Genomic DNA, 26,416 nt, shown 5'->3' on the forward strand with positions numbered 1-26,416 from the left:
TCTTTTATTGATCGTGGCGAATTTCGGACGGCGTGAATCGTCAGACTCCGGAAGACGATTCGAAGCGATGAAAGCAGGAGGCGGAATGCACGGAACGCAAGGGGCGCGCGAGGGTGCTCGGGAATTGGGGGCACTCGACGACGCCGAGTTGCGCGCAAGCGACGAAGCGAGAAATCTGCGCGCGCTGGCCGTCATCGAACGGCTCGCCATGGCCGGACAGCCTTACACGTTGTCGCAGCTCGCCACGCGCCTGTCGATTCCGAAGGCAACGCTCATGCGCCTTATCGAGGCGCTGGAAGTCTGCGGCTACGTCTCGCATGTGCCGGATTCGCGCGGCTCGGAGCGCGGGCTGTCGCTAGGTCCGCGGGCGGCGAGGCTCGCCCTCGTCACGCTGGCGAACAACAACTTCACGCGCGCGGCGCGCTCGCTGCTGCGTGCGCTCGTCGACCGCGTCGGCGAAACCGTCAACCTCACGGCGCTCGACGGCGACGAGGTGCTCTACATCGAACGTGTGGAAACGAACGAGCCGTTGCGCATGCAGATGCATCCCGGCATGCGCGTGCCGCTGCATTGCACAGCGAGCGGCAAACTGTTCCTGTCGCAAATGCCGGTGGCGGAGCGTCGCGCGGTGATTTCGCGACTGTCGCTCAAACGCATGACGCCGCGCACGATTACCGACGCGAGCTTGCTTGAAGCGGAACTCGACCGGCTGGCGGCGCGTGGCATCGGCATCGATAACGAAGAGTTCGTGCGCGGTATGGTCGCCGTAGGCGTGCCCGTGCGTGCGCCGGAGGACGGACACGTGCGCGCGGTACTCGCCGTGCATGGCCCGACAGCGCGCGTCACGCTGGAGCAACTGATGGGATTGGTGCCGACGCTACGTGAGACGGCGACGGCGCTCGCGCCGCTGCTCGACTGGCAGCGGGCAAGCAAGGTAGAGGCGTTGGCGAAGCGGGCGGAAGCGGAAGACGGGAAGGCAGCCCAGGCGACCGAGAAGACAGAAAACTGACGCGTCAGAACGTCTTCGCCAGTTCCTTTGCGGCTTCTTGCAGGCGCGGCACGAACTCCATCGCCTTGGACAGCGACGTGCGCGACACCGGTGCGTGCACGGCCACGGCGGCGATACATCCGCCGTCTTCCTTGAGGACGGGCGCGGCCACGCAGGCGATCCCCAACACGAATTCTTCGTTATCGACGGCAATGCCTTTGTGCGCAATGCGGTCGAGTTCGCTTTCCAGCAGTTCGGGATCGGTGAGCGTGTTGGGCGTGAAGCGTTGCAGCTTCATCGCGCGCAGCAGCGCGGCGCGTTGCTCGCGGGGCATCATCGCCAGCAGCAGCTTACCGCTCGCGCTGCTGTGCGCGGGCACGTGCGAGCCGGGCTTGAGATCGAGACGCAGCGGCCACGGCGCTTCCATGCGGTCGAGGTACAGCACCTCGGTCTCATGCAGCATCGTGAGGTTGCACGTCTCGCCGAGGTCGGCCACGAGACGGCCGAGAATCGCGTGACGCATACGGCGCGCGCCCGCTTGCATCATCACCCCGAGGCTCAGCTGCGCCAGGCGCGGGCCAATCACATAAGCGTTCTTCTGACCCGGTTCGCGAATCACGAGACCGCCCGCTTCGAGCGAGCCGAGCATGCGATGCAGCGACGCCTTGGGCATCTGGATATCGTGCGCCATGTCGGCAAGCGAGACGGGCGCATCGGCCGCCACCAGGTACTCCAGCAGTGCGAATGCCCGCAGGGTCGGGGTGTCTGCCTTGTTGTCTGACGGGGAGTCGTGGGCAATCGCTACATCGTTCATATGCGCCGTTCCGGAAAATGGATCAGCGGTATTGTACCCAAACAGGTTATCGACCGGCATTGGCGGGGTCCAGATACATAAGGTTCGGTTAGGTTCGGCTTCAGTTCATTCGAATCTAGTCGACGCTATGGGGGACCGTCAATCAGTGTTTTAATTATTCGGAACGAATTGTATCTAAAAATGGTTAACGCTATGATGCGCTGAAACTGCCCCGCATCTCGATGGGGCGTATTGCTTTTGTATTGCCTTGCCCTTTGGAGACGTCGTGATGGAGATCGCAACCCAACAGCCGGATCGCATGGTCGATGCCCGCACCGTATTCGGCATCGATACCGATCTTCAGGTACCGGCGTTCAGCGAGCGCGACGATCACGTGCCCGAGATCGATACGGCGTACCGCTTCAATCCGGACGTCACGCTGGCGATTCTGGCGGGCTTCATGAACAACCGGCGCGTGATGGTGCAGGGCATGCACGGCACGGGCAAGTCCACGCACATCGAACAGGTGGCGGCGCGGCTGAACTGGCCGTGCGTGCGCGTGAACCTCGACGGCCACATCAGCCGCCTCGATCTGGTCGGCAAGGACGCCATCGTCGTGCGCGATGGCCATCAGATCACCGAGTTTCAGGAAGGCATCGTGCCGTGGGCGCTGCAACGCCCCGTCGCGCTGATCTTCGACGAGTACGACGCGGGACGTCCCGACGTCATGTTCGTCATTCAGCGCATTCTGGAGCGCGACGGCAAGTTCACGCTGCTCGACCAGAACCGTGTGATCCATCCGCATCCCGGCTTTCGCATGTTCGCGACGACCAACACCGTCGGTCTCGGCAATCTCAACGGTCTCTACCACGGCACGCAGGTGCTGAATCACGCGCAGATCGACCGCTGGAATGTGGTCGCGACGCTCAACTATCTCTCGCGTGAAGACGAAGCAGGCATCGTTCTCGCACGCGTGCCGGAACTGGATAACGACGCTGGCCGTGCACTGATCGAATCGATGGTCAGCGTGGCGGAACTCACGCGAAAGGGTTTTGCAACGGGCGATCTGTCCACGCTCATGTCGCCACGCACCGTGATCAACTGGGCGGAAAACGTGGGCATCTTCCGCGACGCCGGTCTCGCGTTCCGTCTCACGTTCCTGAACAAGTGCGACGAAGCGGAGCGCGCCGTGGTAGCCGAGTATTACCAGCGCGCGTTTGGCCGCGAATTGCCGTCGACGGACGGCGGCCGCTCGCTGCTGGCCGATGCCTCATGACTATCTCAGAGCGCGAGGCGGCACGACGCGCCGCACGCGGCGAGGCGTTGTGCGCCGCCACCGTACGCGCGCTGACCGGCGACGCCGCGTTGCACTACAGCGGGGCGCGCCTGTGCCGGAATATGCGACCGTTGCCGTTGCATGCGCCGCATCTGCAAACGTTGCCGCCGCCAGCGGACCCACTGACAACGTTGCGCGGTGCGGCGGACGGCGCGGCGCTTCGGCTGCGTCACAGCGACGCGGCATTGCATCGCCGTCTGCAACCGGATGCGCCGTTGGAGCGGCTGCTCTTCGAACTGCTGGAACAACTGCGCTGCGAGACGTTCATTCCCGCCGGTATGCCCGGCGTGGCCAGCAATCTGCGCGAGCGCTTCGAAGCGTGGTCGCGCGCAATGCATGCGACGGGCGTCGCGGACAGTCACGTGGGGTTGTTGCTGTACACGGTGGCACAGATGAGCTGGTCGCGACTGACCGGCTATCCGGTCATCGAAGACACGGAAGGGCTGATAGAAGCCACGCGTATGGCCATCGCGCCACGCATTGGCGGCGCGCTCGCCGGGATGCGTCGAACGCGCACCGACCAGGCGGCGTTCGCGGCGTACGCGTTGGAACTGGCCGCTGACATCGCGGGCCTGATCCGTGCGGCGGGCGGTGAGCATGAGGAAGACGACGCGAAGGACGAGGAAGACGAGAAGGGCGTGCGCAATGCGTTCTCGCTGTTTCTCGATTTCGACGAGCAGGAAGACGAAGGCATCACGCTCGCGCACTCGGGCGACAGCCGTGTGCTGGCGGCGTCCGAGCAAGGCTATCGCGTGTTCACGAATCGCTACGATCGAGAGCTGTACGCGGGCACCCTCGTGCGCCGCGCGTTGCTGACCGAGTTCCGCGAACGGCTCGACGAGCGCATCGTTGCTCAGGCGATCAATGTGCCGAGGCTGGCGCGCGCCCTCAAGGCGGCGCTCGCCGTGCCGCAACGCGACGGCTGGTCGTTCGGCGAAGAGCAGGGCCGTATCGACGGACGACGGCTTGCGCAACTCGTCAGTTCGCCCGCCGAGCGGCGTCTGTTCCGGCTGGAAAAGCACACGCTCATTGCCGAATCGATGGTGAGTTTTCTCATCGATTGCTCAGGGTCGATGAAGGCGCAGGTCGACGCCGTCGCGATGATTGTGGACGTCCTCTCCCGCGCGCTTGACGCGGCGGGCGTCACCAACGAAATTCTGGGCTTTACCACCGGTGCGTGGAATGGCGGACGCGCCCGCACCGACTGGCTCGCGCGTGGCAAACCGCGCTTTCCCGGTCGTCTCAACGAGGTTTCACACCTCATCTTCAAGGATGCTGTCACCAGTTGGCGACGCGCACGGACCGACATCGCGTCGCTGTACAAGGCCGACCTGTTCCGCGAGGGCGTGGATGGCGAGGCGGTCGAGTGGGCCTGTGAACGTCTGCGTTCGCGCAGCGTCAATCGACGTCTGCTGATCGTGATCTCCGACGGCAGCCCGATGGACGCCGCCACCAATCAGGTCAACGACGAGCACTATCTCGACCATCACCTGCGTGAAGTCGTGGCGCAGCAGCAGGCGCGTGGCGACGTGGAAGTGTTGGGCCTTGGCGTTGGCCTCGATCTCAGCCCGTATTACCGGAATTCGCTTGCGCTCGATCTCACGTCGTCGCCCGACATGACGATGCTGGCGAAGCTGGTCGATTGGATCGGCAGCGGTGGACGTCGATCCGGCGACTGACGCGGCACCCTCAACGCCGGACGCACCGCCGTCAGACCACCTCCATCACTGCGCTCACCATCAGATGTACGCCGAGCAGGATCAGCGTCATGAATGCGAGACGGCGTGTGGTGACGCCTGACAGCGGCGGGGGATGGCGTCGTGCGAACAGTGTGGCGAACGTGACGACGGGAAACGCGAACGCCGCTTGCCACCACATCGATGCGGGTAACTGCCCTGCGAAGGCGCTATAGGTCGTGCGGATCGTCGCAGTCACAGCGAAGAGCAGAATCAACGCGCAGCGAATCTGGACCAGTGTGAGCGGCTGACGATAGAAGTAGAAAATCAGCGGCGGCCCGGAGATACCGAACATCCCGCTTAACAAACCGCCGAAGATGCCGCTCAGAAAGAAGCCCGTATCTGCGGAGCGCTCGGTCTTCGGCGCGGGACGCAGTGCCGAGCCGATGCCGCCATACAGCACGACCGCGCCCAGCAACAGATGCAGCACATTGGAGGCCGTGCCGTTCAGATAATCGAACAACAGCACGCCGACCACGACCGACGGGATGATGCCGAGCGTTGCCGCCCGCACAGCCCGCCAGTCGACGAGATGCAACGTGCCGGGTAATGCGAGCGCGCTGTTCACGAGCGTCACCAGACTCACGAGGATGGCGACGTCGGCCACGGGCGCCAGTCCGAAGCCACTGGCCCCGCCCAGTACGATCATCCCCAGCCCGAACCCCGTCACGGTCTGGAAGTACGTGGCGAAGCCCAGCAACATCATCAACGGAAGATGGGCCAGCAGCCCGGTCAGCATGACGTGCCCGGTCATACCCGCTTATGTCCGCTCATACACACTCATACGCGCTCATACGCGCTCATGCACCAATAGCGAGCGGCGACACACCGGTCAGCTTGGCCCGCGCGGCTTGCGCTTGCACGCATGTCACGCCGATCACGTAGTAGATATCGTCGGCGCTGCACCCGCGCGACAAGTCGTTCGCGGGGCGGTTCAAGCCTTGCAACAGCGGGCCGATGGCCTTGGCACCGCCGATGCGTTCCGCCAGCTTGTAGCCGATGTTGCCCGCATCCAGACTTGGGAAAATCAGCGTGTTGGCGTGCCCTTCGATCTGCGAGTGCACGACTTTGCGCTGGGCGATTTCGGAGACGATGGCGGCGTCGAGCTGGACGTCGCCGTCGATGGCCAGTTGCGGCCGTGCTTCCTTGACGAGACGTGTCGCCTCTACCACCTTGTCGACGGCCGCATGCTTGGCGCTGCCGCTGGTGGAGAACGACAGCATGGCGACACGCGGCGGCTCCATGAGCAACGCCGCGGCGCTATCGGCCGCAGCGAGTGCAATTTGCGCCAGTTGTTCTGCATCGGGATCGACGACGAGCGCACAGTCCGAGAAGATCAGCCCGCCCTTCATCGTGTGGAACGGCTCGCAGAGCATCATCAGGAAGAAGCTCGACACGAGTTTGAACGACGGCTGCACGCCGATGATCTGAATCGCCATGCGGACCACGTCGGCCGTGGTGTTCACCGCACCCGCGACGGAGCCGTCGGCGTGGCCGAGGCGCACCATCATGTTGGCGAAGCCCAACGGCGTACGCATTTCCTCAAGCGCCTGCTCGCGCGTCATACCCTTCTTCGAGCGGATGCCGTACCAAATGTGCGAGAAGGCCTCGGTCATGTCTGACGTCGCCGGATCGATCAGTTCCATCCCGGCGAGATCGATGCGTGCCTCGCTGGCGGCGCGCTGCGTCCGGGCGATGTCGCCGACGAGCACGATGCGTGCAATGCCCTCACGCGTGGCGCGCGCGGCGGCTTCGAGCACGCGCGCGTCGTCCGCCTCGCACAGCACGATGCGCATCGGGGCACGGCGCGCGGTATCGATAATGCGGTTGATGGCTTTCATGATGTCGAAGAAATAAAAAAAAGCGCCCCCGGCACCCACAGAGCCGGGAGCGCTGTCACACGAAGAACCGCTACCGCGTCAGACGTAGTCCTTGTACTTGTCGAGCATGCGCACCGGCTTCGAGAGCGCGTCGCGACGGAACGGATCGCCCAGTTCGCGCGTGCACATGATTTCGATGATGGTCGTCTTGCCGTGGTTCATCTGCATGTCGATGGCCTTCTTGAGCGCCGGGCCGACGTCTTCCAGACGATCGACCACGATGCCTTCTGCGCCCATCGCACGGGCGATGTTGGCAAAGCTCGGGCTATCCAGTTCACCGGCGACGAAGCGGCGGTTGTAGAAGTCGACCTGGTTCTTCTTCTCGGCACCCCATTGGCGGTTGTGGAAGACCACGGCCGTGACCGGAATGTTGTGACGCACGCACGTGAGCGTTTCCATCAGGCTCATGCCCCACGCGCCGTCGCCAGCGTACGACACGGCCGGGCGGTGCGGTGCGGCCACCTTCGCGCCGATGATCGTCGGGAAGGCGTAGCCGCAGTTGCCCCAGCTCATGGCGGCGAAGAAGCTGCGCGGCTTGTTAAAGCGCAGGTAGCTGTTGGCCACCGAGTTGATGTTGCCGATGTCGGTCGAGACCATGACGTCTTCCGGCATCGCCTTTTCGAGTTCGCGCAGCACCTGACGCGGGTGCAGATACTCGCCGCCGTTGAACGTCTTTTCGTTCTTCTGCTCTTCGATCATGTCGAGGCTGTACTGATCACGCTCGTGGGTCCAGTCGTCGAGTTCCTTCTCCCAGGCTGCCTTTTCCGTGGCGATCTGGTCGGCGCGGGCGTCACGCGTGGCGTCGCAGGCGAGCGTGCGCTCGGCCAGACGTTGCGACAGGGCGACGGCCGCAGCCTTCGCATCGCCGCAGATACCGACCGAGATCTTCTTCACGAGGCCGAGCATCTTGTGGTCGGCGTCGATCTGAATGATCTTGGCGTTCTTCGGCCAGTAGTCCAGACCGTGCTGCGGCAGTGTGCCGAACGGTCCGAGGCGCGAGCCGAGCGCGACGACGACGTCGGCTTGCGCGAGCAGCTTCATGGCCGCCTTGGAGCCCTGATAGCCGAGCGGGCCGCACCACAGCGGATGGTTGGCCGGGAACGAGTCGTTGTGCAGGTAGCTGTTGACGACCGGTGCGCCAAGGCGCTCAGCCAGTGCCTTGCACTCTTCGACGGCGTCGGCCATGACCACACCGCCGCCCGAGATGATGACCGGGAACTTGGCTTGCGCGAGCAGCTCGGCCGCTTCGTTCAGACGCTCGTCGCCGCCTGCGCCGCGATCGAGACGTTGCGGACGCGGAATCTCGGCCTTGATCTGGCCGTAGAAGTAGTCACGGGGGATGTTGAGTTGCGTCGGGCCCATTTCGGCCATGGCGCGGTCGAAGCAGCGGCCGGTGAATTCGGCCATACGCGCCGGGTGCGTCACGTGACCCTGATACTTCGTGAATTCCTGGAACATCGGCAGTTGCTTCGCTTCCTGGAAGCCGCCCAGGCCGATACCCATCGTGCCCGCTTCGGGCGTGACGATCACGACCGGGCTGTGCGCCCAGTAAGCGGCGGCGATGGCCGTCACGCAGTTGCTGATGCCGGGGCCGTTCTGGCCGATCACGACACCATGACGGCCCGACACGCGAGCGTAACCGTCGGCCATGTGGCCAGCGCCTTGCTCGTGCACCACCGGAATCAGACGGATACCCGCCGGCGCGAAGATGTCCATCGCGTCCATGAAGGCCGAACCCATGATGCCGAACATCTCGCTCACGCCGTTGGCGACCATCGTTTCGACGAACGCTTCCGAGGGCGTCATCGTTTGCGGACCGGCATCGGAAGCCGTCAGTTGCTGGGTGGCCGTAGCCGGATCTTTGGCGTTCATGGGGTGTCTCCAGTGAAAAATAAACGGAACAAATAATTCCGATTTAGTTGCTTGTTTCGAAATCTAGGGGATCAAACCGCCGTCGTCAATTGGTATTTTTATTATTTGGTACGTTTTGTATTGAAAAATACAAATGAAGCGCGTGTTGCGTGACGAAGATGGCCTGTCGCCGTCGTTCAGAAAAAAACGCCCCGTCAGGCGGGGCGGGCAATCCGGGCATTCCTCAGGGCGTGATCAGAACGCCGGGCGGTCCTTGCGGAACGCGTTCTTCACTTCGATCTTGCCGTCGCGCAGGGTGAACACGTCGACCATGCGCGCTTCGACGCGCGAGCCATCGGCTTTCGTCCCGCGGAATGTCGATTCCGATACGGCGCGATTGCCGTCTACGAAATGCACGCCCTCCGTCCACGACGCGTCTGGGAAGTTTTCCCACGCGGACTGGAACGCGGCGCGCACGGCTTCACGCCCTTCGAAAGTGCGCCCGAGCATGTCGGGGCCCGCGACGGCATGGAACACGCACGTGTCGGTCATGCAGGCCATGAGTGCGTCGATGTCGTGGCGATTCCAGGCGTCATTGAACGTGGTGAGCAACTGGATAGCGGCGGTGTCGTTCTGAGTCGTCATTGCAGATTCCAAAAATCGTGAGGTAAGCGAGATCAGCGGGCTTCATCCTGCGCGTGATATCGCTGATAGAGAAAGCGCTGGCCGATGCGGCGGAATGGCGCGAAGCCTTGCCATTGCACCGTGCCGAACACGTTCGGGTATTGCAGCGCGGAGTCGTAGATCGGCAGATCCCACGACGGGTCGCGCTGCCCGGCAATGCGTTGGGCGAGGCGGCGTCCGGCGTGCGCGGAGAACGACACGCCGTTGCCGCCATAGCCCACGGCATAGAAGAGGTTCTGACGCGGATCGGGTTGCGTGACGCGCGGCATCATGTCGTGGCTCACGTCCACCCAACCCCACCACGAGTAGTCGATCTGAATACCCTTGAGCGCGGGGAATTTGCGATGCAGGCCTTCGACCAGCACGGCCATATGTTTCGGATTCTGCGCATCGGCCCCGGTGATCGAGCTGCGGCTGCCGATCTGCAACCGGTTATCGGGCAGCAGGCGGTAGTAATAGCGCAGCGTGCGCGTGTCGGTGATGACCTCGTGTGTGCGGAAGTTCGTCGCGGCGATCTCGTCCGGAGTGAGTACGCGCGTGACGAGCGAGTTCGACAGGATCGGCATGATCTTCGAGCGCAGCGCTTTCGTGACGTCGTTACGCGTGTAGCCGCCGGTGGCGAACGCGACGGCCTTGGCGCGCACGACACCGCGTGGCGTGCGCACGTGATGCACGCCGTTGATCGTCTCCACACCAAGTACCGGTGTCGACGGATGCACGCGCGCGCCGAGCGCACGCGCCATGCGCAGATAGCCGAAGGCGAGTTTGAGCGGGTGCACGCCGATACCGTCGGGTTCGTGCAGTGCGCCGCAGTTTTCCTGATCGTCGACGTATTGTTCGCGGACTTCGTCGCGCGAGAGGATGCGTGTGTCGTAGCCGAAGACATCGCGCATGACGCGGGCTTCGTTGCGCAGGAAGTCCATCTTGCGATCGCGGTGGGCGATGTAGAGATGGCCGCCCGGTTGCGGGTCGCACTCGGGCACTTCGGCGATGAGCGATTTGAACGTGTTGAAGCCTTCGCGGATTTCGGCGTCCAGGCGCAGCGCGGTGTCCTTGCCCCAGCGATCGATCCATTGCGAGCGATAGAGACGTCCGCTGGCGTTTTGTCCCTGACCGCCGTTACGGCTGGTGCAACCCCAGCACGTCTGGTTCGCTTCGAGCACGGTGGCCCGGATGCCGTGTTCGCGAGCGAGGAACAGGGCGGTGGACAGGCCGGTGAAGCCTGCGCCGACGATGACCACGTCGACATCGGCATCGCCTGCGAGCGGTCCGTCGTCTTCCGGCGGCTCGCCTGCGGTGGCCACCCAATAGGTCGGCGCATAGTCCATGCCCAGACCGGGGTTGGACGAAACTAGCGGATCGTAAAGCGGATCGTATGGCGCTGCGGAGCGACGATCCAGCGCGAAGGATTCAATCGTACCCACGTTTGGCTCCTGAAGAGAATGAGCCAATACTGCCAAGAACAATTTCGTGGGATTAGTACCACCGGAGACTTGTGATGGTGCCAGCGCATCGCCGTACCGCTACGGCTTGGACTTCGTCAGGGAAGTCCCTGACTGGCTCCACATTTTTCGAGTGTGTGGCGCCAGAAAATGCGGGCTGGCCTATCGCTGGATGAAGGTGTTCGTCATTCCTCTCTGGCACCAAACTTTTCTGGCATGTGGCTCTAAACGGCGCGATTTTTGGCTGGGGATACTGAATCCGACAAAAGGTCCGCGCCGCGCGACCGTAACGGCACATCGCAATGTGCCGTGCGCAATGGAGATGGGACATGCTCAGATTGTTGATTGGCCTCGGGGTGCCGTATCTCGGGGTTGTAGGACTGCTGCCCTGGGCAGCTTCCGTCGAGCGCTATGTGCTCGGCGTGCCGTTTATCTACGGCTGGATCTTCTTGTGGTTCGTGCTCACGTCCGTCTGCCTGTGGCTGTGCTGGACGCTTTTCGATCGCCATATCGTCGAGGACCCCGCGTGACGCGCGGATCCGCCATTCCTTCCTTAGTCGCTGAACCTCAGGCGCGCTTCTGCGCGCGTTGATGCGGTGCTGCGCTCACGCGAGCCAGTACACACGGCACCCCGATCCCGCTTACGTTCCGAATTCCGGAGATTGCGTCGATGGCAACCCTCATCTTTGCCGGCTTCATTCTGTTGTCGGTCTATCTCGCATTGCGAGCGCGCGGCGGACGCGGCCCGCAGAGCATGCACGACTTCTTCGTCGCGTCGCGCCAGTTCGGCGCGTGGCTCGTATTCTTCCTCGCCGCCGGTGAGATCTACAGCATCGGGACGATGGTCGGATTTCCCGGCGGCATCTACGCCAAGGGGCCGACCTACGGCGTGTGGTTCCTCGGCTACATTCTGCTGGCCTATCCCGTCGGTTACTTCCTCGGCCCGAAAATCTGGGACGCCGGTAAGCGCTACAACGCGATCACGCTGCCCGACCTGTTCAAGGGCCACTTCCAGAATCGCTTTCTCGAACTGGTGGTCGCGATCACTGCCATCGTCTTCCTGCTGCCTTGGGGACAGTTGCAGTTCACAGGACTGGTGGCGGCGCTCAAGGGACTGGGATGGAATTTCCAGCCGCTGTGGCTCATCAGTTTCTCGGCCATGCTCGCCTTCGTCTACATCGCGATTGCCGGGGTACGGGCGTCCGCCTACATCGCGGTGCTCAAAGACGTGCTGATGGTCGCGGCCATCGTGATCACCGGGGTCGCGGTGGCGTGGGAGTCCGGAGTTACACCCGTGTTTCAGGCCGCGAGCCAGCACGTGAGCAACGCGATGAGCACGCAGCAGCTCACCTTCGCGATGACGACCATCGTGTTCCAGTCGCTCGGCATGTACGTGATGCCCTTTGGCGTGCAGAACTTCTTCACCGCGAAGAGCGCGTCCACGATCCGGCGTACGCAGGTCGCCATGCCGCTGTACATGCTGATGTATCCGTTCCTGGTGCTGGCGTCGTACTACGCGATCAGCCAGAACATCCAGCTTGCCTCGCCCAATGAAGCGTTCTTCGCTGCTGTGACGCAATTGCTACCGTCGTGGCTCGTCGGCCTCGTGGCGGCTGGGGCGGCGCTCTCGGGATTGCTCGTGCTCGCAGGCATCTGCCTTGCGCTCGGCCCCATCGTCACGCGCAACATCCTCTCGGGCATGCCGGAGCATCTTCAGAAGGCCAGCTCGAAGGTGGTGATCGTGCTGTATCTGCTGGGTTCCATTGTGCTGACGTTGCTCACGCCGAACCTCATGCTCACGCTCATCAATATGGCGTATTACGGCGTGACACAGTTCCTGCCGGGCGTAATCGCTGTGGTGTTCCGCATGCGCGTGCGCGCCACTGCCGTCGCCGCCGGTGTGCTGGCGGGGCAGGGTCTCGCGCTCGTGCTCTACTACAAGAATCCGGACCTCGGCGGGGTCAACCTCGGGCTGATTTGCCTGGTCGTCAACGTCGTGGTGATGTCGGTGCTACACCTGCTCCTCGGCGGCCAACGCGCCGCACGTTCGATGGACGCCGGTGTCGGCACGCTTTCCCCCTATAAGAAGTAACGATGACAGAAAGAGGCAACACCTCAGCGAGCCGCGACGACATTCGCGTGTATGTCGCCCGCAAGATCGTGACGATGAATCCGGCGCAGCCTGTGGCCACCCACGTCGCTGTGTGCGACGGCCGGATTCTCGCCGTCGGCGACGCCGACGACATGCGCCGCTGGACGGATGCTGCGCCCATCGACACGCTGCGCGACAAGGTGCTGATGCCCGGTCTGGTCGAGGGGCACTGCCACCTGATGGAAGGCGCGATGTGGGACGCCGTCTATGTCGGTTACTACGACCGGCGTGGCCCGGACGGTCATCTGTGGGAGGGATTGAAGACGCCGTCCGGAGTACTGGCCCGTCTGCGCGACGCTGAGCAACGCATGACGGACGATCACAAGCCGTTGCTCGCCTGGGGTTACGATCCGATTTTCTTCGAAGGCGCGCCGCTGGTCGCGCGCGATATCGATGCGGTGTCGATGACCCGCCCCATCGCGATCCTGCATGCCAGCGTCCATTTGATGAACGTGAACACGCCGATGCTCGAGCTCGCGGGCATCGATGGCGACGTGGACGTGGAAGGCATCGTCCTCGGTGAAGACGGCGAGCCGACCGGCGAGTTGCGGGAATTCGCGGCGATGTTTCCGGTGTATCGCGTCATCGGCGAGGGGCTGTCGATTGCCGCGAGCGAGAGTCCGCGCGCGATCTGGAATTTCGGCCGGGTCGCACAACTCGCGGGTGTGACCACGGCGACCGATCTCGTCAACGATCTGACGCCGACCGGCAATGCGAATCTCCATGAGGCGACGGCCGATGCGAAGTATCCGATTCGCATCGTGCCCGCTTTCGCACCGCAACGTTGCCCTGAGGGTGGGCCGCAACGCGTACTCGATGCGCGCGAAGGCAACACGGACAAGCTGCATTACGGGCCGGTAAAGTTCATCGTCGACGGCTCGATTCAGGGGTTCACGGCGCGTCTGCGCTGGCCGGGCTATCACAACGGCAAGCCCAACGGACTGTGGCTGATCGCACCGTCGCAACTCGTCGAGACATTCCTGCCGTTCCACGCGGCCGGACTGCAAATGCACATTCATACGAATGGCGACGAAGCCACGGAAGTCGTGCTCGACGCCATTGAGAAGCTGCTCGAAGTGCATCCGCGTACCGACCATCGTCACACGTTGCAGCACTGCCAGATGGCCGACGTCGCACAACTCACGCGCGCGCAGCGCCTCGGCATGTGCGTGAATTTCTTCGCGAATCACGTCTACTACTGGGGCGACGCGCACTACACGCAGACGATGGGGCCGGATCGCGCCGATCGCATGGATGCGGCAGAGATCGCGCGGCAGATCGGCTTGCCGTTTGCACTGCACTCCGACGCGCCGATCACGCAACTCAATCCGTTGTTCACCGCGTGGTGCGCCATCAAACGTGAGACGTCGTCGGGCCGCGTGCTCGGCGAGTCGTTGCGCTTGCCGGTCGACGACGCCTTGCGCGCCATCACGCTGGGCGCGGCGTTCTCGCTGGGCATGGATCATCTGATCGGCAGCGTCGAAGTCGGCAAGTACGCGGACTTCGCGGTGCTCGACGCCGATCCTTACGACGTCCCGGTAGACGAACTGCGTCAGATGCCGGTGTGGGGCACGGTATTGGGTGGCGAGATTTTCCGCGCGCCGCGATGACGACCGTGCAGACACCCGAAGCGCGCGAGCAGGCCGAAGTCGCAAGGCAACCGGTGCCGATGATCGTTCTCGGCGGCTATCTCGGTGCTGGAAAGACGACAATCGTCAACGCGCTGCTGAGCAACGCGGACGGCTTGCGCGTGACGGTGCTCGTGAATGACTTCGGCTCGGTCAACGTCGATGCCTCGCTTATCCGGGAGCGTAGCGACGACGTCATCGGATTGGAAAACGGTTGCGTGTGCTGCACCATCGGCGGGCGCCTCGTGGAGACGCTTATCGCCATCGGTGAGCGGGCGCAGCGCCCCGACCTGCTGGTGATCGAAGCGAGCGGGGTGTCCGATCCCATGCGCATTGCGCAGGTGGGGTTGCTGGACAAGGCGTTTCGATTGCACGGCATTGTGGTCGCAGTCGACGCGTGCGGCATCGAGGAAACACTCGCCGACCGCTACGTCGGCGACATCGCCAGTAAGCAGATCATGGCGGCGAGCACGCTCGTCATGACGAAGACGGATCTCGTCACGCCTGACGCGATGCAGGTGGTGCGGCAACGGCTGACCGAACTCGGGGCGACGCAGATCGTCGTGACGGCGGATAACGGTGTGGTGCCTCCGGCGATTCTGTTTCCCGATGAAGCGCTGGTTTTGCCCGGTTTGCTGAGCCCGAGGCCGCTGCGCGCATCGGGGCACGCGTTGCCGAGTGGTCTGCGAAGCTTCGTCTGGAAGGCGGACGGCGCGTTGGATCGCAATCGCCTGCGGGCAGCACTGTTGATGTTTCGCGGCAAGTTGTTGCGAGCGAAAGGATTCGTCGTGTCGTCGACCGGTGGCATGAGCGAAATGCATGTCGTGGGTTCACGGGCGACATTCAGAGCGCGCCCGGAACTGCCTGTGCAGCCGTCATCGATGGTCTTCATCGGCGTGCTGTCGGACGAGGAAATTTCGAAATTCAAAGGTGCGTTGCAAGCGACTCGTCTAGAATCATCGCCCTGTCTTGCCTAGCCGGGCTTGTCGAAGGACGTGCTGCGGATCTGTGCTCACCAGATCCGTGATGAAAGACAGATGGCACCCCTACGGCGAAAAATGAAAGGTGGCATCGTGCGTTCGGACGCAGACTGATTGTTCTCCCACTCAGTCTTCCCGACAGTCATGATTTCGACCGCACCCCTCACCGGCGCCAACTTCCCCGTACAGCGCTACCCTGATTCCAATCTTAGCGAGCGCCGAATGGCGTTGCTCGACGACTTCAACCGCCGTCTGGAAGGGGGCGGATCGCCCGATGACGTCGCGTTTCGGGGCTTCCTGGCGCGGTTCGCGAATCTTGGGCCGATCGATACCCTACGAAATTGCTTCACCTGCGGGGACAAGGCAGACATTCTGATCTGGGCCGGGCAATGTCACGTGTCGTCGTATGGCGCCGGACGGGATTTTCTGGTGCGAGATCAAATGTTGGGTCATGCCATCGATGCCTCCCGGGAGTTGCTGGGCGCGCTGCAGTCCGATGCCCGGGACCATATGCTGCGGCGCGCGTGTATTGGCCCTCGTTTCCAGATCGTCCTGTCATTTCCTGAACTAGCGCTGAACCTTCCGCTGGGCCGTCCGTGTTTCGGGGACGAACCGGGGGCGCTGTCGTACGACGAGGCCAGAGCATTGCTCCTTGGTCACGATGAGCAGACGCCATCGCTTTTGGAACGATTTTCCAGTGAGATGGGCCACACCCATACGCCGTATTCCGACATTGACGTCTGGGCGGCATGGTATGACTGCATCCAGCGCTGTATGGGGGGGAAGCCGATCAGAGAATTCAGCGCAGATCCCGCCGAATTGAGAACACTTGGAATGGCCTTGCGAGCGTTGGGAAGCCGGATATCCGGATGTTCGTACACCAGCGACCTTCCGCTTTTCAAGATGCTTGTCGACAGCCTGGAGGCATTCGATCACGCGCAGGACGGGATGAACGTCGCATTAGGATGGATCGATATCGCGTGCTACCACGAGCAAGCCGGAGATCAACGCGCGAGCAGCGCGTATATGCATGCAGGGGGAAGGTTCTATCAGATAGCTGAACAATTGATGGCGCAGGGGAAGTCGGCCGAAGGGAACGAATACCTGGTGCTCGCACAGGATGCCTATGAGAAGGCGGCGGCTCATCGCGAGAATGCGGCGGTGAACAGCGGCGCTTCCCGCTCGACCGTCGCGCAGGTGCACGCCGTCCCGAACGAACCGGTAAATGGCTCGGAAACCGATAGCGATACCGTAAACCAGCGCTCAAGCTCTCACTCGCCTTCATGACGGATTCGCCGCGCAGAGGATGGGAATGTGATGACCCCCAGCGCGGCGAAAACTGAAAGAGAACGTCTGACGCTCCGGCGCAGACTTGGTGGCTCCAAGCCTCCTGTGAGACGACGTTCATGCGAGAAATCTCTGCCGCCCCCAGCCTAAACTTTCCGGTCCAAAACTATCCGAACCAAAGTCTCAGCGAACTCCGAATAGATCGGTTGACGGACTTCACCTGTAAGTTCGACGTCGGTCAAGTGCCCTCAGACAGTGCCATCGACGATTTCATGAGCCACTTTTCGCACATGGGACTGCGGGATATGGTGCTCAGCTGTCTGTCCGACACAGAGAAGAAGCGAATATTGTGTCGTGCGGCGCGGTGTCACGTGGCGACGTTCGGGCCAGGCCGCGATTTTCTTGAGCGCCGGAAGCTGCTCGACCAGGTTGACCAGGATGCTGTGGAGCTGATCGGTGCGCTTCCCGCACCGATCAAAGAGGCGATGATCACCAGCGCACGCATCGGTGATTACGGGCAGATCGTCCTCACGTTCCCGGACATCGGGTTGCGCGTTCCGCTCGGACGCACCTTGTTAGGTACCGGAGCAGGGGCATTGACGACGGACGAGGTCAAGCAACTGCTGATGTATCAGGACGGGCAGTTGGAGTCGCTACTGGAGAAATTCTCCGCTGGGCTCGGGCGTGTCAATGCCGAGTACCCGGACAACGAGGCGTGCCATGTCTGGTACGACTTGATTCAGCGATGCGTCGACGGCAAGCCGATCAATCAGTTCAGCAATGACCCGACGGTGCTGGGCATGTTGGCCTCCGCACTTAGGGCACTGGCGAGCCGGGTATCGGAGCGCGGGCTTCATCACGAATTTCCAATACCACGCATGCTCACCAATAGCGCGATAGCGTATTTTCATGCCGACGATCCCAAATCCTGCGCGGAAAGCTTGATCGAAATGGGGCATGGCCACCAACGAAGACGCGATTTTCGTAACGCGGCATCGGCGAACAAGATTGCGGCAGATGTCCTTGCCGGTGCTGCACTCGACCTATGGAACGTCGGGCGATATGACGATGCAGAGGAGTGCAGACAATTGGCATACGCGGCCTATGTGACCGTAAGGGCGTTGGCGCCCGCCGTCGGTGGGGCGAGGGCCACCGTACCTCCTGAGCAGGAAGGATATCCGCCGCCTCTTATGCTCGGTCCGAATATCTCTCAATCCGGATTTGAAAAGTTGTGGGCTGCGCGTAAGCCTCGTATTCCGCCAATGCAATCGAGCGTTCCGCCGTCGCCAACACGTCCATCAATCCCAGCGGAAGGCGAATAAAGCGGATTCGCAAGCATCATTCTCCGACTCTGACGAGACGACCTGTATGCCAAATATTTCCGAAACGCCTGGTCATAACTTCACCGTGCCGGCCGCTCCGGACCGAAGTCCTCGCGATAGCGCCATCGCTCGACTGAAAGACTTCACTTATGGGCTCGACGAAGGCATCCGTCCTGCGGACGAGGAGATCAAGGACTTCATACGGATCTTCGATTCCACGGAACTGTTGGGCCCATTGCTTCGCGGTCTGTCCGACGAAAAAAAGGAGGACGTCTTGCGTGCCGCAGCGCGCTACCACGTGGCCTCGTTTGGTCGCGGCCGCGATTTTCTTGCGAAATGCAACCCGCTTCATCTCGTCGACTACGATTCGGCAACGCTGTTTGGCGCGTTGCCCGCAGAACTCAGAGCGGCGATGTTGGCCGACGCATACATTGGTGATCGTGGTCAGATTGTCGTTCCCTTCCCGGATATCGGGTTGTGTATCCCGCTCGGACGCTCTTCGCTAGGGACCGGGGAGGGTGCATTGACGACGCATGAGATACAGAAACTTCTCACGGACCCGGGGGAGCGATTTCACTGCCGTTTGGAATTATTCTCCGGGAAGCTTATGCAATTTGACGCACAGACCCCGGATACGGAGACGTGCCATGTCTGGAGTGATCTGATAGATCGATGCATCGATGGCAAACCGATTGCGGAGTTCAGTGAGGAAAAGGCGGTGCTAGAAGCGCTGGCGTCCACTTTAAAGGAGCTGACGGACCGTGTTGACGCACGGGGGGGCGACGAGGAATTTCCAATGGTTCGGCTGCTCACCCATTGCGCCGAAGCGTATTTTCTTGCCGGTGATCTTGGGGCCTGTGGCGCAGCCCTATTCAAGCTCACGGCTTCTTATATGGACAAACTGGAATACGGTGCAGACGTAGGCGTGGCCTCGCTTGGCGCAAGCGCGGCCACGCTTGCGGCAAGCGTGCTCGCCAGAAATGCGCTTCAACGTTGGGAAGACGGTCGATTTGCCGAGGCCGTCGTTAGCTATGGAATGGCAATGAGCGCCTATGCCCAGGAAGGGGTGTTCCGGGGTATCCATAGCGTGCCTCCGGCGCCGATATCCGAAGCGGTTGATGAAACCGTGCCGCTCCCCACGCTTGTCGAACACATCAGTCGGACTGAATTTGAGGCCGCGTGGGCAGATCGACGAGCAAAGACCGAGGAAATGCGTTCGCAAGTTGAGGACGCAAGAACTCGGGCAATCATGAAAAGGCTGGGGCAATTGAGGGCCCAACCGTCTGGCCCCCGCCCATCGAACTAACCGAGCTGCGCCTCAGGGTGTCACGTTGCGCAAGAGCGGGCGGCAATTCCAGCATGTCGCCCCGTCTTCGGTGTCGAGGTTTCGACTTCCCGATAGTGTTTCCCCCCCCGATGATTGCGAGCGCGGAGAAATCTGGAAGTGAGCGCCCGATGCTCCGGCGCAGACTGGTGGGTCCGAGACTTCGACGAGACGACCTGTATGCCAAATATTTCTGAACATAACCTCACGGTATCGGCCCCTCCACACCAAAGTCCTCGCGATAATGCCATCGATCAACTGAAAGACTTTGATCGGCGGTTCAACGATGGCAACTGTTCTGCGGATGATGTGATCGACGACTTCGTTCGGAACTTCGATTCCACGGAACTCTTGGACCCTGTGATTTGCGGCCTGTCCGAGGAAAAAAAGGACGAAGTCTCGCGTGCCGTAGCGCGCTGCCACGTGGCCTCGTTTGATCGGGGCTACGAATTTCTAGCGAAGCGCAACCAGCTTCATCTCCTCGACCAGGATTCCGCAACGCTGATTGGCGCGTTGTCTGCAGAGTTTAGAGCGGCGATATTTGCTCGTGCATACACTGACGATCGTGGACAGATTGTCGTTCGCTTCCCGAATATGGGGTTGCGTATTCCTCTCGGACGCACCTCGTTAGGGACCGGGGAGGGCGCATTGACGACGCATGAGATACAGAAACTGCTCTCGGACCCGGAGGAGCGAGGTCACAGCCTGTTGGAAATTGTCTCCGCGAAGCTTGTGCATTTTGACGCACAGACCCCGGATACCGAGACGTGTCATGTCTGGAGTGATCTGATAGATCGATGCATCGATCGCAAACCGATTGCGGAATTCAGTGCGGAGAAGGTGGTGCTAGAAGCGCTGGCGTTCACCTTAATGACGGTGACGGACCGCATTTTCGCGTGGAGGTGCGACGAGGAATTTCCAATGGTTCGAATGCTCACGAATAGCGCCGAAGCGTATTTTCTTGCCGGGGATCACAAGTCCTGTGGCACCGCCCTTTTAAAGCTTGCGGCTTACCATACGCGCAAACTCGAACGCGACGCGGCCGTCGAGGTGACCGCGCTTGCGGCAAGTGTGCTCGCCAGAAGTGCGCTCAAATGTTGGGAAAACGATCAACATGCCGCCGCCGGCACTAGCCGTGCAATGGCATTGAGGGCTTACGAGAGGGTGCCTGAGTTACTGGGGTTACGCGGGGGACCCCCGGCGCCGATATCCGGGGTGGTCGATGAAATCGTTCCACTCCCCAAACTTGTAGAACACATCTGCAAGTCTGATTTTGAAGTCGCGTGGGCAGATCGATGGGCAAAGTCCGAGGAAGTGCCTTCGAATATTGAGTCGAACCTAAGAGCTCAGGGAATCATAGGAAGACTCGCGAAATCCGGGGCCTAACAGTCTGGCCCCGGCACGTCGAACTAATCGAGCGGCGCTTCAGGATGGCACTCTGAGGAAGAGGGGGCGTCAATTCCACGATGTCGCCCGGTCTTCCGCGTCGAAGTCTCGACTTCCCGATAGGGTTTCCACCTGATGATTGCGAGCGCGGTGAAATTTGAAAGTGAGCGCTCGGTGCTCCGGCGCAGACTGGTGGTTCAGAGACTTCGACGAGACGACCTGTATGCCAAATATTTCCGAAACGCATTTTCATAACCTCACGATATCGACCGCTCCGCACGAAAGTCTCCGTGACAGTGCCATCGATCAACTGAAAGACTTCACTTGTCGGTTCAACGATGGCAACCGCCCTGCGGACCAGGTGATCGAGGACTTCATACGGAACTTCGATTCCACGGAGCTGCTGGGCTCTGTGCTTCGCGGTCTGTCGGAAGAGAAAAAGGAGAGTGTCTTGCGCGCCGCAGCGCGCTGCCACGTGGCCTCGTTTGGCCCGGGCCGCGATTTTCTTGCGAAACGCAACCAGTTTCATCTCGTCGACCAGGATTCCGCAACGCTGTTTGGCGCGCTGACCGCAGAGCTTAGGGAGGTGATGATTGCCGACGCATACATTGGCGATCGCGGGCAGATTGTCGTTCGCTTCCCGGATGGCGGGTTATGCATCCCTCTTGGACGCGCCTGGCTAGGGACCGGGGAGGGCGCATTGACTACGGATGAGATACAGAAGCTGCTCACGGACCCGGAGGCGCGACTTCACTGTCTGTTGGATATTTTCTCCGCCAAGCTTGTTCATCTTGACGCACAGACCCCGGATTCCGAGACGTGTCATTTCTGGAGTGATCTGATAGATCGATGCATCGATGGCAAACCGATTGCGGAGTTCAGTAAGAAGAAGGCGGTGCTAGAAGCGCTGGCGTTCACTTTAAGGAACCTGACGGACCGTGCTTTCTCACGGGGGGGCGAGGAGGAGTTTCCAATGGTTCGGATGCTCACCCATTGCGCCGAAGCGTATTTTCTTGCCGGGGATCTTGGAGCCTGTGGCGCAACCCTATGTAAGCTCGCAGCTTCCCGTGCTCTCAAATTCGAACGCGACGCGGCCGTAGGGGTGGCCACGCTAGCGGCAAGCGTGTTCGCCAGAAATGCGCTTAAACGTTGGAGCGACGGTCATTATGCCGACGCTGTTGTCTGCCATGGAATGGCGTTGAGGACTTACGCGGAGGAACACGCATTACGAGGTCTCCGCGGCGGGCCTCAGGCGCGGATATCTCGGGCGGTCGATGAAATCGTGCCACTCCCCAAGTTTGTCGACCACATCAGTCGGACTGAATTTGAGGCCGCGTGGGCCGATCAACAGGCAAAGACCGAGGAAATGCTTTCGGAAATCGAGTCGAACCTAAGAACTCTGGCAGTCATGGGACGACTCGCGAAATTGAAGGCCCAAAAGTCGAACCGGTAGCCGTCGGAGATCCCGCAGCGAGGACGGCGATAGTTGAAAGTGAGTCGGGAGGAGCGCGCGCAGAATGAATCCAATACGCGCTACTTGAGAATCCATGGGCATCCAACCGAATTCATTGACCAACAGTCCCAATCTGCCGTTCTTGTGGACTCCCCGTGAAACACTCAGCGACAGAAGATTAGATGTGCTGAGAGACTTCAATCGCAAGGTCGCTGAGAATAGCCGTCCCCCGCAAGGCGTGTTTTTCGATTTCATGGAATTCTTCACGTACATGGGGCCGATCGACCTGCTCGGTGACTTCATTGATGACGACCGAAGGAAGTCTGAGACTTTGTCTCGGCTGGCGCGTTGTCATATCGCGACATCGAGCGCAGGCCGAGATTTTCTGGCGGGGCAGGGTTTGCTTTCGCAGGTGGTCGACGACTCATGGACGCTAATGCGCGGGCTTAGACGTGCCGCCAGAGAGCAAATGCTCGAAGGCGCGGAGTTGGGCGATCGTCACCTGATTGTCATGACCTTCCCGAATCTCGAACTGCGCATGCCGTTGGAAATAGAATGCTTTCGTCGCGGCGATGGCGCGCTTTCGGAAGCCGAGGCGTGGAAGTTGATCATGACATGCGATGCTACCAACCGAACGCTGCTCGACAGATTTGCAAGCGAGCAGAGGAGCGCGCAGGTAGAGACTTACGACACCGATGTTCTGCGTGCCTGGTGTGAGCTTCTTAACTGCTGTCGACGTCAAACGCCAGTCGGACAGCACGGCAGCAAGGAGATCCTCGAAGCGTTTGGGTATGCCTATCTGGCGATCGCGCGCGGTGCCGCCACGAAGGAAGACCATGCGCGTCTGCCGCTACTCGAAATCCTGCGCCTTTGCGTTCAATTTTTCGATGAAGCCATTAGCCCAAAGGCGAGCGGGCTTGTCTGGCGGGACGTGGCCAAATACTTCCACGAGAAAGGTGAAAAATCGCAGGAAATCGTGGCTCTCAATACCGCCGGCGCCAAACTGTTTCTCGCCGCTGATGGCTATTCCCTCCTGAAGCAAGCGGACAAGGCGAGAAAATTTCTTGAAATGGCATTCGACGCCTACCGCGAATCCGGCAATTTGGCAGAGACGAGTCGCACGGGCAAGGCCTTGTTTGATTGCCATATCGATTGCAATTTTCAATCACGAGCGCGTGCTGTCGCCGCCATTGTCGCGGATGCGGAGCGTAGGCTGGGAAACATCGAGGTCGCCGATCGATGGAAAGCGCTGGCCAAGCAAGTGCCGCCCTTGGAGGGCCAAAAGCCACCCATTGACGCGGTGGACGTTGTCTCCCGCGGACCGGTCGCAGTCGGATATCCCACAGCAAGGACGGCGATACTTGAAAGTGCGTAGGGAAGGGCGCGCGCAGACTGAATCTAATACGCGTCTCTGGAGACCCCATGACAATCCCACCGAACTCGTTGGCCAACGGACCGAATCTGCCGATCCAGTCGTTTCCCGGCCATCATTTCAGTGACCGACGATTGGGCGTGCTGGGCCGTTTCAATAGCGCGATCACCGAGAGTGCGCGCCCGCCGGGCGCGGTGTTTCTCGCATTCCTGAACGGCTTCGTGCACATGGGGCCGGTCGATATCATCCGTGATTGCTTTTCGAGTGGTGGAAAGAAGTCCGAGATCCTATCCAGGCTGGCGCGTTGTCATGTCGCGACATCGAGCGCCGGGCGCGATTTTCTGGCTGGCAAGGAAATGCTCCGACAGGTGAATCAGGATGCACGGGAGCTATTGCGCGGGCTGACACCTGCCGCCAGACAGACGATGCTCAAAGGTGCCAGGTTGGGTGCGCGTGACCTGATCGTCCTGACCTTCCCGGACTACGAACTGCGCATGCCGTTGGAGAGCGACTGCTTCGGTGACGGTGATGGCGCGCTCTCGGAAGCTGAGTCCAGGCAATTGATGTCGAATCGCGACGACACTGACCGAACGTTGATCGGCAATTTCGCAAGGGAGCAGAAGCGGTCGCATGCAGGGTATTACGACTCGGGTGTTCTGCGTGCCTGGAGTTCCTTTCTTGAGCGCTGTCGCGGTCAAACGCCAATCGAATCGTTGGGCGGCCAAGATAGGCTTCACGAGTTGGCGCTTGCCTATCGGGCCGTCGCGCGAGGCGCTGCCACGCAGGCAAACCACGCCGGCATACCGTTGGTCTCAGCCTTGCGCATCAGCGCCAAACTGTTCGATGCCGCGAATAAGCCTAAGGCGAGCGGACTTGTCTGGCGGGACATCGCCAAACATCACCATGAGGCAGGCGAAACGTCGATGAGAATCGATGCCCTCAACCGCGCCGGGGCCAAACTGTCTCTCGCGGCCGATTTGTTTCTCACGCAAACGCAAGAGGAAAAGGCCAGAGATTGTCTTGAAATGGCGTTCGACGTCTACCGAGAATCCGGCAACTTGGCACAAACGAGTCGCACGGGAATGACGTTATACGAGCGTCATATCCGCAGCAATTTGCCATCGGAAGCGCGTGCTGTCGCCGCCGTTGTCGCGAACACGGAGCGTCGTATGGGAGACATCGCGCAAGCCCGTCAATGGAGCGAACAGGCAATGCAAGGGCCCCGCGCGTCGCGGGGGGCTGAATCATCGGCGTCTTCAGATGCTTCGGAGTCGCTGCAAGTGTCGCGATAGCCGACGTTCCAGGAAGCAGGTCAAGCGAGACCGACCTTCCGTCAAACCTACGAGGCCGACATGCTGCCAGTACCTCCCGCTTCCAGCGCAAATCCATTGTTGTGCGCACCCCCTGATCTCCACCTCAGCGACCGTCGCCTGGACGTCATCAAGCGGTTCAATGAGCAGATTGGCGTGACGATAATCCCGGCGGATCGGATATTCGAGGATTTTCTGAGCGGATTCACGCGCACAGGGCGTTTGGGCATATTGGGCGGCAATTGCCTCGGCGATTCGGAGAAAGCGCAGATGCTGCACCGGGCTGCCCGGTGTCATATCGCAGCGTCCCGGGGCGGTGCCGAGTTCTTGCTCGCGCGACAGCTACTCGACAGGGTCGATCACGACGCTTTGACGCTGTTGTGCGAGTTTGACTGCGATCGCCGCGCGGAACTGCTGAGAAGCGCGGTGCTGAGTGTCGACGCTCGGATTGTGGTTGCGTTACCCGGTAGCGAACTCCGTATGCCATTGGGCGCGAGTTGCTTCGAGACGCTTAGAGGCGCGCTGAGTGTTGCCGAGGCGGGCGAACTGGTGCTGCGTCACGATGACGAGGGCCGAACGCTGTTGAGCCGCTTCGTCTGTGGAAACGGTCTGTGCGAGATGGGCGCCAACGGGCTGGATGTCGTACTCGCCTGGGCGACACTGCTACATCAGGCGACAGACGGGGTCTTATCCGGTGAGTTCAAGGTGACGTCGACGGACATCGACGACATCGGAAGTGCCTACCGTGCGCTGGGCGGATGGGTGTCGCTGCACGGGGGGCATCGGGTGTCGCAGCGGATGCCTCTTTTGGTTTCCAGCGCCGCATCGTTCGGCGTTGGTGACGTGTCTGCGAACGAGGCGTTCGTGTGGCGTGATTTTGCCGTCCATCTTGCGTTGACGGGGGACGAGGCAGGTGCCAAGACTGCGTATCAGGAAGCCAGCGGCAAGTTCCTCGAGCTGTTCTGCAAGCGCGCCGTGCGAAACGAGAAGCGGTATCTCCGTCAACTTCTGCAACTTGGATTTGAGTCGGCAAAAGCGGCAGGAAACAATGCGTTGACGGCGTACGCAGGGGAGAGACTCTTTTTGATCGACTGGATGATCGGCGACGCTTCGGAGGCGCGTGCCGTTGGCGCTGAATTGGCGAAAATATTGGACGAATCGGGCGATCAGAGTAGCGCGACGCACTGGCGGAATCGGGCCGCGAGACAAGTAACGCCACTGGATCTTCTGGAACACGGCGGTGTCAACGATACCCTTATTAGCGCGTACGAATCCATGACGAGCCTGCCGGATCTGCGGAGGTTGAGATCAGGTGGAGGGCAATCTGGCGCGCACGCACTGGACAAAGTGGGGACCGAATCAGCAGTGCCGTCGAATCGCTGAAGTAGATGGCGGAGAGGGCGGTAGAAAACGTGGCGATAAATGAAAGTAAGGGAGCGGTAGAAGGGGGCAGACTGCTACCGATACGTCTCTGTCAGATGAAATGTCATGC

Annotated in this window: 21 protein-coding genes; 15 read left to right on the plus strand and 6 right to left on the minus strand. The window is 61.1% G+C overall.

Annotation, left to right across the window (positions count from 1 at the left end):
- Nucleotides 1-85 precede the first annotated feature (85 nt).
- Nucleotides 86-1,009 (plus strand): IclR family transcriptional regulator, encoded by a 924-nt coding sequence (locus tag PCO31010_RS18200; protein WP_150665489.1) that lies wholly within the window; start codon nucleotides 86-88, stop codon nucleotides 1,007-1,009.
- Nucleotides 1,010-1,013: 4 nt separating this feature from the next.
- Here the strand turns inward: PCO31010_RS18200 and PCO31010_RS18205 are convergent, their stop codons facing one another.
- Complete coding sequence (locus PCO31010_RS18205) at nucleotides 1,014-1,802, minus strand: IclR family transcriptional regulator (protein WP_052253183.1); 789 nt, start codon at nucleotides 1,800-1,802, stop codon at nucleotides 1,014-1,016.
- Between the two features lie 268 nt (nucleotides 1,803-2,070).
- Between PCO31010_RS18205 and PCO31010_RS18210 the strand changes: the two genes are divergently transcribed.
- Nucleotides 2,071-3,057, plus strand: coding sequence for an AAA family ATPase (locus tag PCO31010_RS18210; protein ID WP_150665490.1), 987 nt, complete (start codon nucleotides 2,071-2,073; stop codon nucleotides 3,055-3,057).
- Nucleotides 3,054-4,796 carry a cobaltochelatase CobT-related protein gene (locus PCO31010_RS18215; RefSeq protein ID WP_150665491.1) on the plus strand — a complete coding sequence of 581 codons (1,743 nt, stop codon included), beginning with the start codon at nucleotides 3,054-3,056 and terminating at the stop codon, nucleotides 4,794-4,796. Before PCO31010_RS18210 ends, PCO31010_RS18215 begins: the two co-directional genes overlap by 4 nt.
- Nucleotides 4,797-4,827: 31 nt before the next feature.
- On the opposite strand, the gene PCO31010_RS18220 is transcribed toward PCO31010_RS18215, so the two are convergent.
- The 5 genes from PCO31010_RS18220 to PCO31010_RS18240 form a co-directional block, all read right to left on the minus strand.
- Nucleotides 4,828-5,607, minus strand: a complete 780-nt coding sequence (locus PCO31010_RS18220; RefSeq protein ID WP_246184666.1) for a sulfite exporter TauE/SafE family protein — start codon at nucleotides 5,605-5,607, stop codon at nucleotides 4,828-4,830.
- Nucleotides 5,608-5,653: 46 nt separating this feature from the next.
- Nucleotides 5,654-6,694 (minus strand): phosphate acetyltransferase, encoded by a 1,041-nt coding sequence (gene pta / locus PCO31010_RS18225; protein WP_150665492.1) that lies wholly within the window; start codon nucleotides 6,692-6,694, stop codon nucleotides 5,654-5,656.
- A 78-nt stretch (nucleotides 6,695-6,772) separates the two neighbouring features.
- On the minus strand, nucleotides 6,773-8,605 hold the full coding sequence (gene xsc, locus PCO31010_RS18230; protein ID WP_174984909.1) for a sulfoacetaldehyde acetyltransferase: 1,833 nt from the start codon (nucleotides 8,603-8,605) through the stop codon (nucleotides 6,773-6,775).
- A gap of 234 nt (nucleotides 8,606-8,839) precedes the next feature.
- Complete coding sequence (locus PCO31010_RS18235) at nucleotides 8,840-9,229, minus strand: nuclear transport factor 2 family protein (RefSeq protein WP_150665493.1); 390 nt, start codon at nucleotides 9,227-9,229, stop codon at nucleotides 8,840-8,842.
- Between the two features lie 32 nt (nucleotides 9,230-9,261).
- Entirely contained in the window at nucleotides 9,262-10,692 is a 1,431-nt protein-coding gene (locus tag PCO31010_RS18240) for an NAD(P)/FAD-dependent oxidoreductase (protein WP_174984912.1), read from the minus strand.
- 347 nt (nucleotides 10,693-11,039) lie between these two features.
- On the opposite strand from PCO31010_RS18240, the gene PCO31010_RS18245 reads away from it, so the two are divergent.
- The 12 genes from PCO31010_RS18245 to PCO31010_RS18300 all read left to right on the plus strand — a co-directional run bounded on the left by PCO31010_RS18245 (nucleotide 11,040) and on the right by PCO31010_RS18300 (nucleotide 26,307).
- On the plus strand, nucleotides 11,040-11,240 hold the full coding sequence (locus tag PCO31010_RS18245; RefSeq protein ID WP_150661262.1) for a DUF3311 domain-containing protein: 201 nt from the start codon (nucleotides 11,040-11,042) through the stop codon (nucleotides 11,238-11,240).
- Nucleotides 11,241-11,380: 140 nt separating this feature from the next.
- Nucleotides 11,381-12,802, plus strand: coding sequence for a sodium:solute symporter family protein (locus PCO31010_RS18250; protein ID WP_150665494.1), 1,422 nt, complete (start codon nucleotides 11,381-11,383; stop codon nucleotides 12,800-12,802).
- A gap of 2 nt (nucleotides 12,803-12,804) precedes the next feature.
- Complete coding sequence (locus tag PCO31010_RS18255; RefSeq protein WP_150665495.1) at nucleotides 12,805-14,472, plus strand: amidohydrolase; 1,668 nt, start codon at nucleotides 12,805-12,807, stop codon at nucleotides 14,470-14,472.
- Nucleotides 14,469-15,467, plus strand: coding sequence for a CobW family GTP-binding protein (locus tag PCO31010_RS18260; RefSeq protein WP_246184667.1), 999 nt, complete (start codon nucleotides 14,469-14,471; stop codon nucleotides 15,465-15,467). Before PCO31010_RS18255 ends, PCO31010_RS18260 begins: the two co-directional genes overlap by 4 nt.
- Nucleotides 15,468-15,614: 147 nt before the next feature.
- Complete coding sequence (locus PCO31010_RS18265) at nucleotides 15,615-16,757, plus strand: hypothetical protein (protein WP_150665496.1); 1,143 nt, start codon at nucleotides 15,615-15,617, stop codon at nucleotides 16,755-16,757.
- A 119-nt stretch (nucleotides 16,758-16,876) separates the two neighbouring features.
- Nucleotides 16,877-18,079 carry a hypothetical protein gene (locus tag PCO31010_RS18270; protein WP_150665497.1) on the plus strand — a complete coding sequence of 401 codons (1,203 nt, stop codon included), beginning with the start codon at nucleotides 16,877-16,879 and terminating at the stop codon, nucleotides 18,077-18,079.
- A 46-nt stretch (nucleotides 18,080-18,125) separates the two neighbouring features.
- Nucleotides 18,126-19,385, plus strand: a complete 1,260-nt coding sequence (locus tag PCO31010_RS18275; RefSeq protein WP_150665498.1) for a hypothetical protein — start codon at nucleotides 18,126-18,128, stop codon at nucleotides 19,383-19,385.
- Between the two features lie 198 nt (nucleotides 19,386-19,583).
- Complete coding sequence (locus tag PCO31010_RS18280; RefSeq protein ID WP_150665499.1) at nucleotides 19,584-20,789, plus strand: hypothetical protein; 1,206 nt, start codon at nucleotides 19,584-19,586, stop codon at nucleotides 20,787-20,789.
- Between the two features lie 223 nt (nucleotides 20,790-21,012).
- On the plus strand, nucleotides 21,013-22,242 hold the full coding sequence (locus PCO31010_RS18285) for a hypothetical protein (RefSeq protein WP_150665500.1): 1,230 nt from the start codon (nucleotides 21,013-21,015) through the stop codon (nucleotides 22,240-22,242).
- A 94-nt stretch (nucleotides 22,243-22,336) separates the two neighbouring features.
- Nucleotides 22,337-23,617 (plus strand): hypothetical protein, encoded by a 1,281-nt coding sequence (locus PCO31010_RS18290; protein WP_150665501.1) that lies wholly within the window; start codon nucleotides 22,337-22,339, stop codon nucleotides 23,615-23,617.
- Between the two features lie 68 nt (nucleotides 23,618-23,685).
- Entirely contained in the window at nucleotides 23,686-24,906 is a 1,221-nt protein-coding gene (locus tag PCO31010_RS18295; protein WP_150665502.1) for a hypothetical protein, read from the plus strand.
- Between the two features lie 60 nt (nucleotides 24,907-24,966).
- Nucleotides 24,967-26,307: a hypothetical protein gene (locus tag PCO31010_RS18300; RefSeq protein ID WP_150665503.1), complete on the plus strand. Its 1,341-nt coding sequence runs from the start codon at nucleotides 24,967-24,969 to the stop codon at nucleotides 26,305-26,307.
- The last annotated feature ends 109 nt before the right edge of the window (nucleotides 26,308-26,416 follow it).

This window comes from Pandoraea commovens (assembly GCF_902459615.1).
Taxonomy (GTDB): domain Bacteria; phylum Pseudomonadota; class Gammaproteobacteria; order Burkholderiales; family Burkholderiaceae; genus Pandoraea; species Pandoraea commovens.

Bases quoted from the DNA above. Each gene is read 5' to 3' on its own strand.
- PCO31010_RS18200 (WP_150665489.1), top strand. From the start codon at position 86: ATGCACGGAACGCAAGGGGCGCGCGAGGGTGCTCGGGAATTGGGGGCA.
- PCO31010_RS18205 (WP_052253183.1), bottom strand. From the start codon at position 1,802: ATGAACGATGTAGCGATTGCCCACGACTCCCCGTCAGACAACAAGGCA.
- PCO31010_RS18210 (WP_150665490.1), top strand. From the start codon at position 2,071: ATGGAGATCGCAACCCAACAGCCGGATCGCATGGTCGATGCCCGCACC.
- PCO31010_RS18215 (WP_150665491.1), top strand. From the start codon at position 3,054: ATGACTATCTCAGAGCGCGAGGCGGCACGACGCGCCGCACGCGGCGAG.
- PCO31010_RS18220 (WP_246184666.1), bottom strand. From the start codon at position 5,607: ATGACCGGGCACGTCATGCTGACCGGGCTGCTGGCCCATCTTCCGTTG.
- pta (WP_150665492.1), bottom strand. From the start codon at position 6,694: ATGAAAGCCATCAACCGCATTATCGATACCGCGCGCCGTGCCCCGATG.
- xsc (WP_174984909.1), bottom strand. From the start codon at position 8,605: ATGAACGCCAAAGATCCGGCTACGGCCACCCAGCAACTGACGGCTTCC.
- PCO31010_RS18235 (WP_150665493.1), bottom strand. From the start codon at position 9,229: ATGACGACTCAGAACGACACCGCCGCTATCCAGTTGCTCACCACGTTC.
- PCO31010_RS18245 (WP_150661262.1), top strand. From the start codon at position 11,040: ATGCTCAGATTGTTGATTGGCCTCGGGGTGCCGTATCTCGGGGTTGTA.
- PCO31010_RS18250 (WP_150665494.1), top strand. From the start codon at position 11,381: ATGGCAACCCTCATCTTTGCCGGCTTCATTCTGTTGTCGGTCTATCTC.
- PCO31010_RS18255 (WP_150665495.1), top strand. From the start codon at position 12,805: ATGACAGAAAGAGGCAACACCTCAGCGAGCCGCGACGACATTCGCGTG.
- PCO31010_RS18260 (WP_246184667.1), top strand. From the start codon at position 14,469: ATGACGACCGTGCAGACACCCGAAGCGCGCGAGCAGGCCGAAGTCGCA.
- PCO31010_RS18265 (WP_150665496.1), top strand. From the start codon at position 15,615: ATGATTTCGACCGCACCCCTCACCGGCGCCAACTTCCCCGTACAGCGC.
- PCO31010_RS18270 (WP_150665497.1), top strand. From the start codon at position 16,877: ATGCGAGAAATCTCTGCCGCCCCCAGCCTAAACTTTCCGGTCCAAAAC.
- PCO31010_RS18275 (WP_150665498.1), top strand. From the start codon at position 18,126: ATGCCAAATATTTCCGAAACGCCTGGTCATAACTTCACCGTGCCGGCC.
- PCO31010_RS18280 (WP_150665499.1), top strand. From the start codon at position 19,584: ATGCCAAATATTTCTGAACATAACCTCACGGTATCGGCCCCTCCACAC.
- PCO31010_RS18285 (WP_150665500.1), top strand. From the start codon at position 21,013: ATGCCAAATATTTCCGAAACGCATTTTCATAACCTCACGATATCGACC.
- PCO31010_RS18290 (WP_150665501.1), top strand. From the start codon at position 22,337: ATGGGCATCCAACCGAATTCATTGACCAACAGTCCCAATCTGCCGTTC.
- PCO31010_RS18300 (WP_150665503.1), top strand. From the start codon at position 24,967: ATGCTGCCAGTACCTCCCGCTTCCAGCGCAAATCCATTGTTGTGCGCA.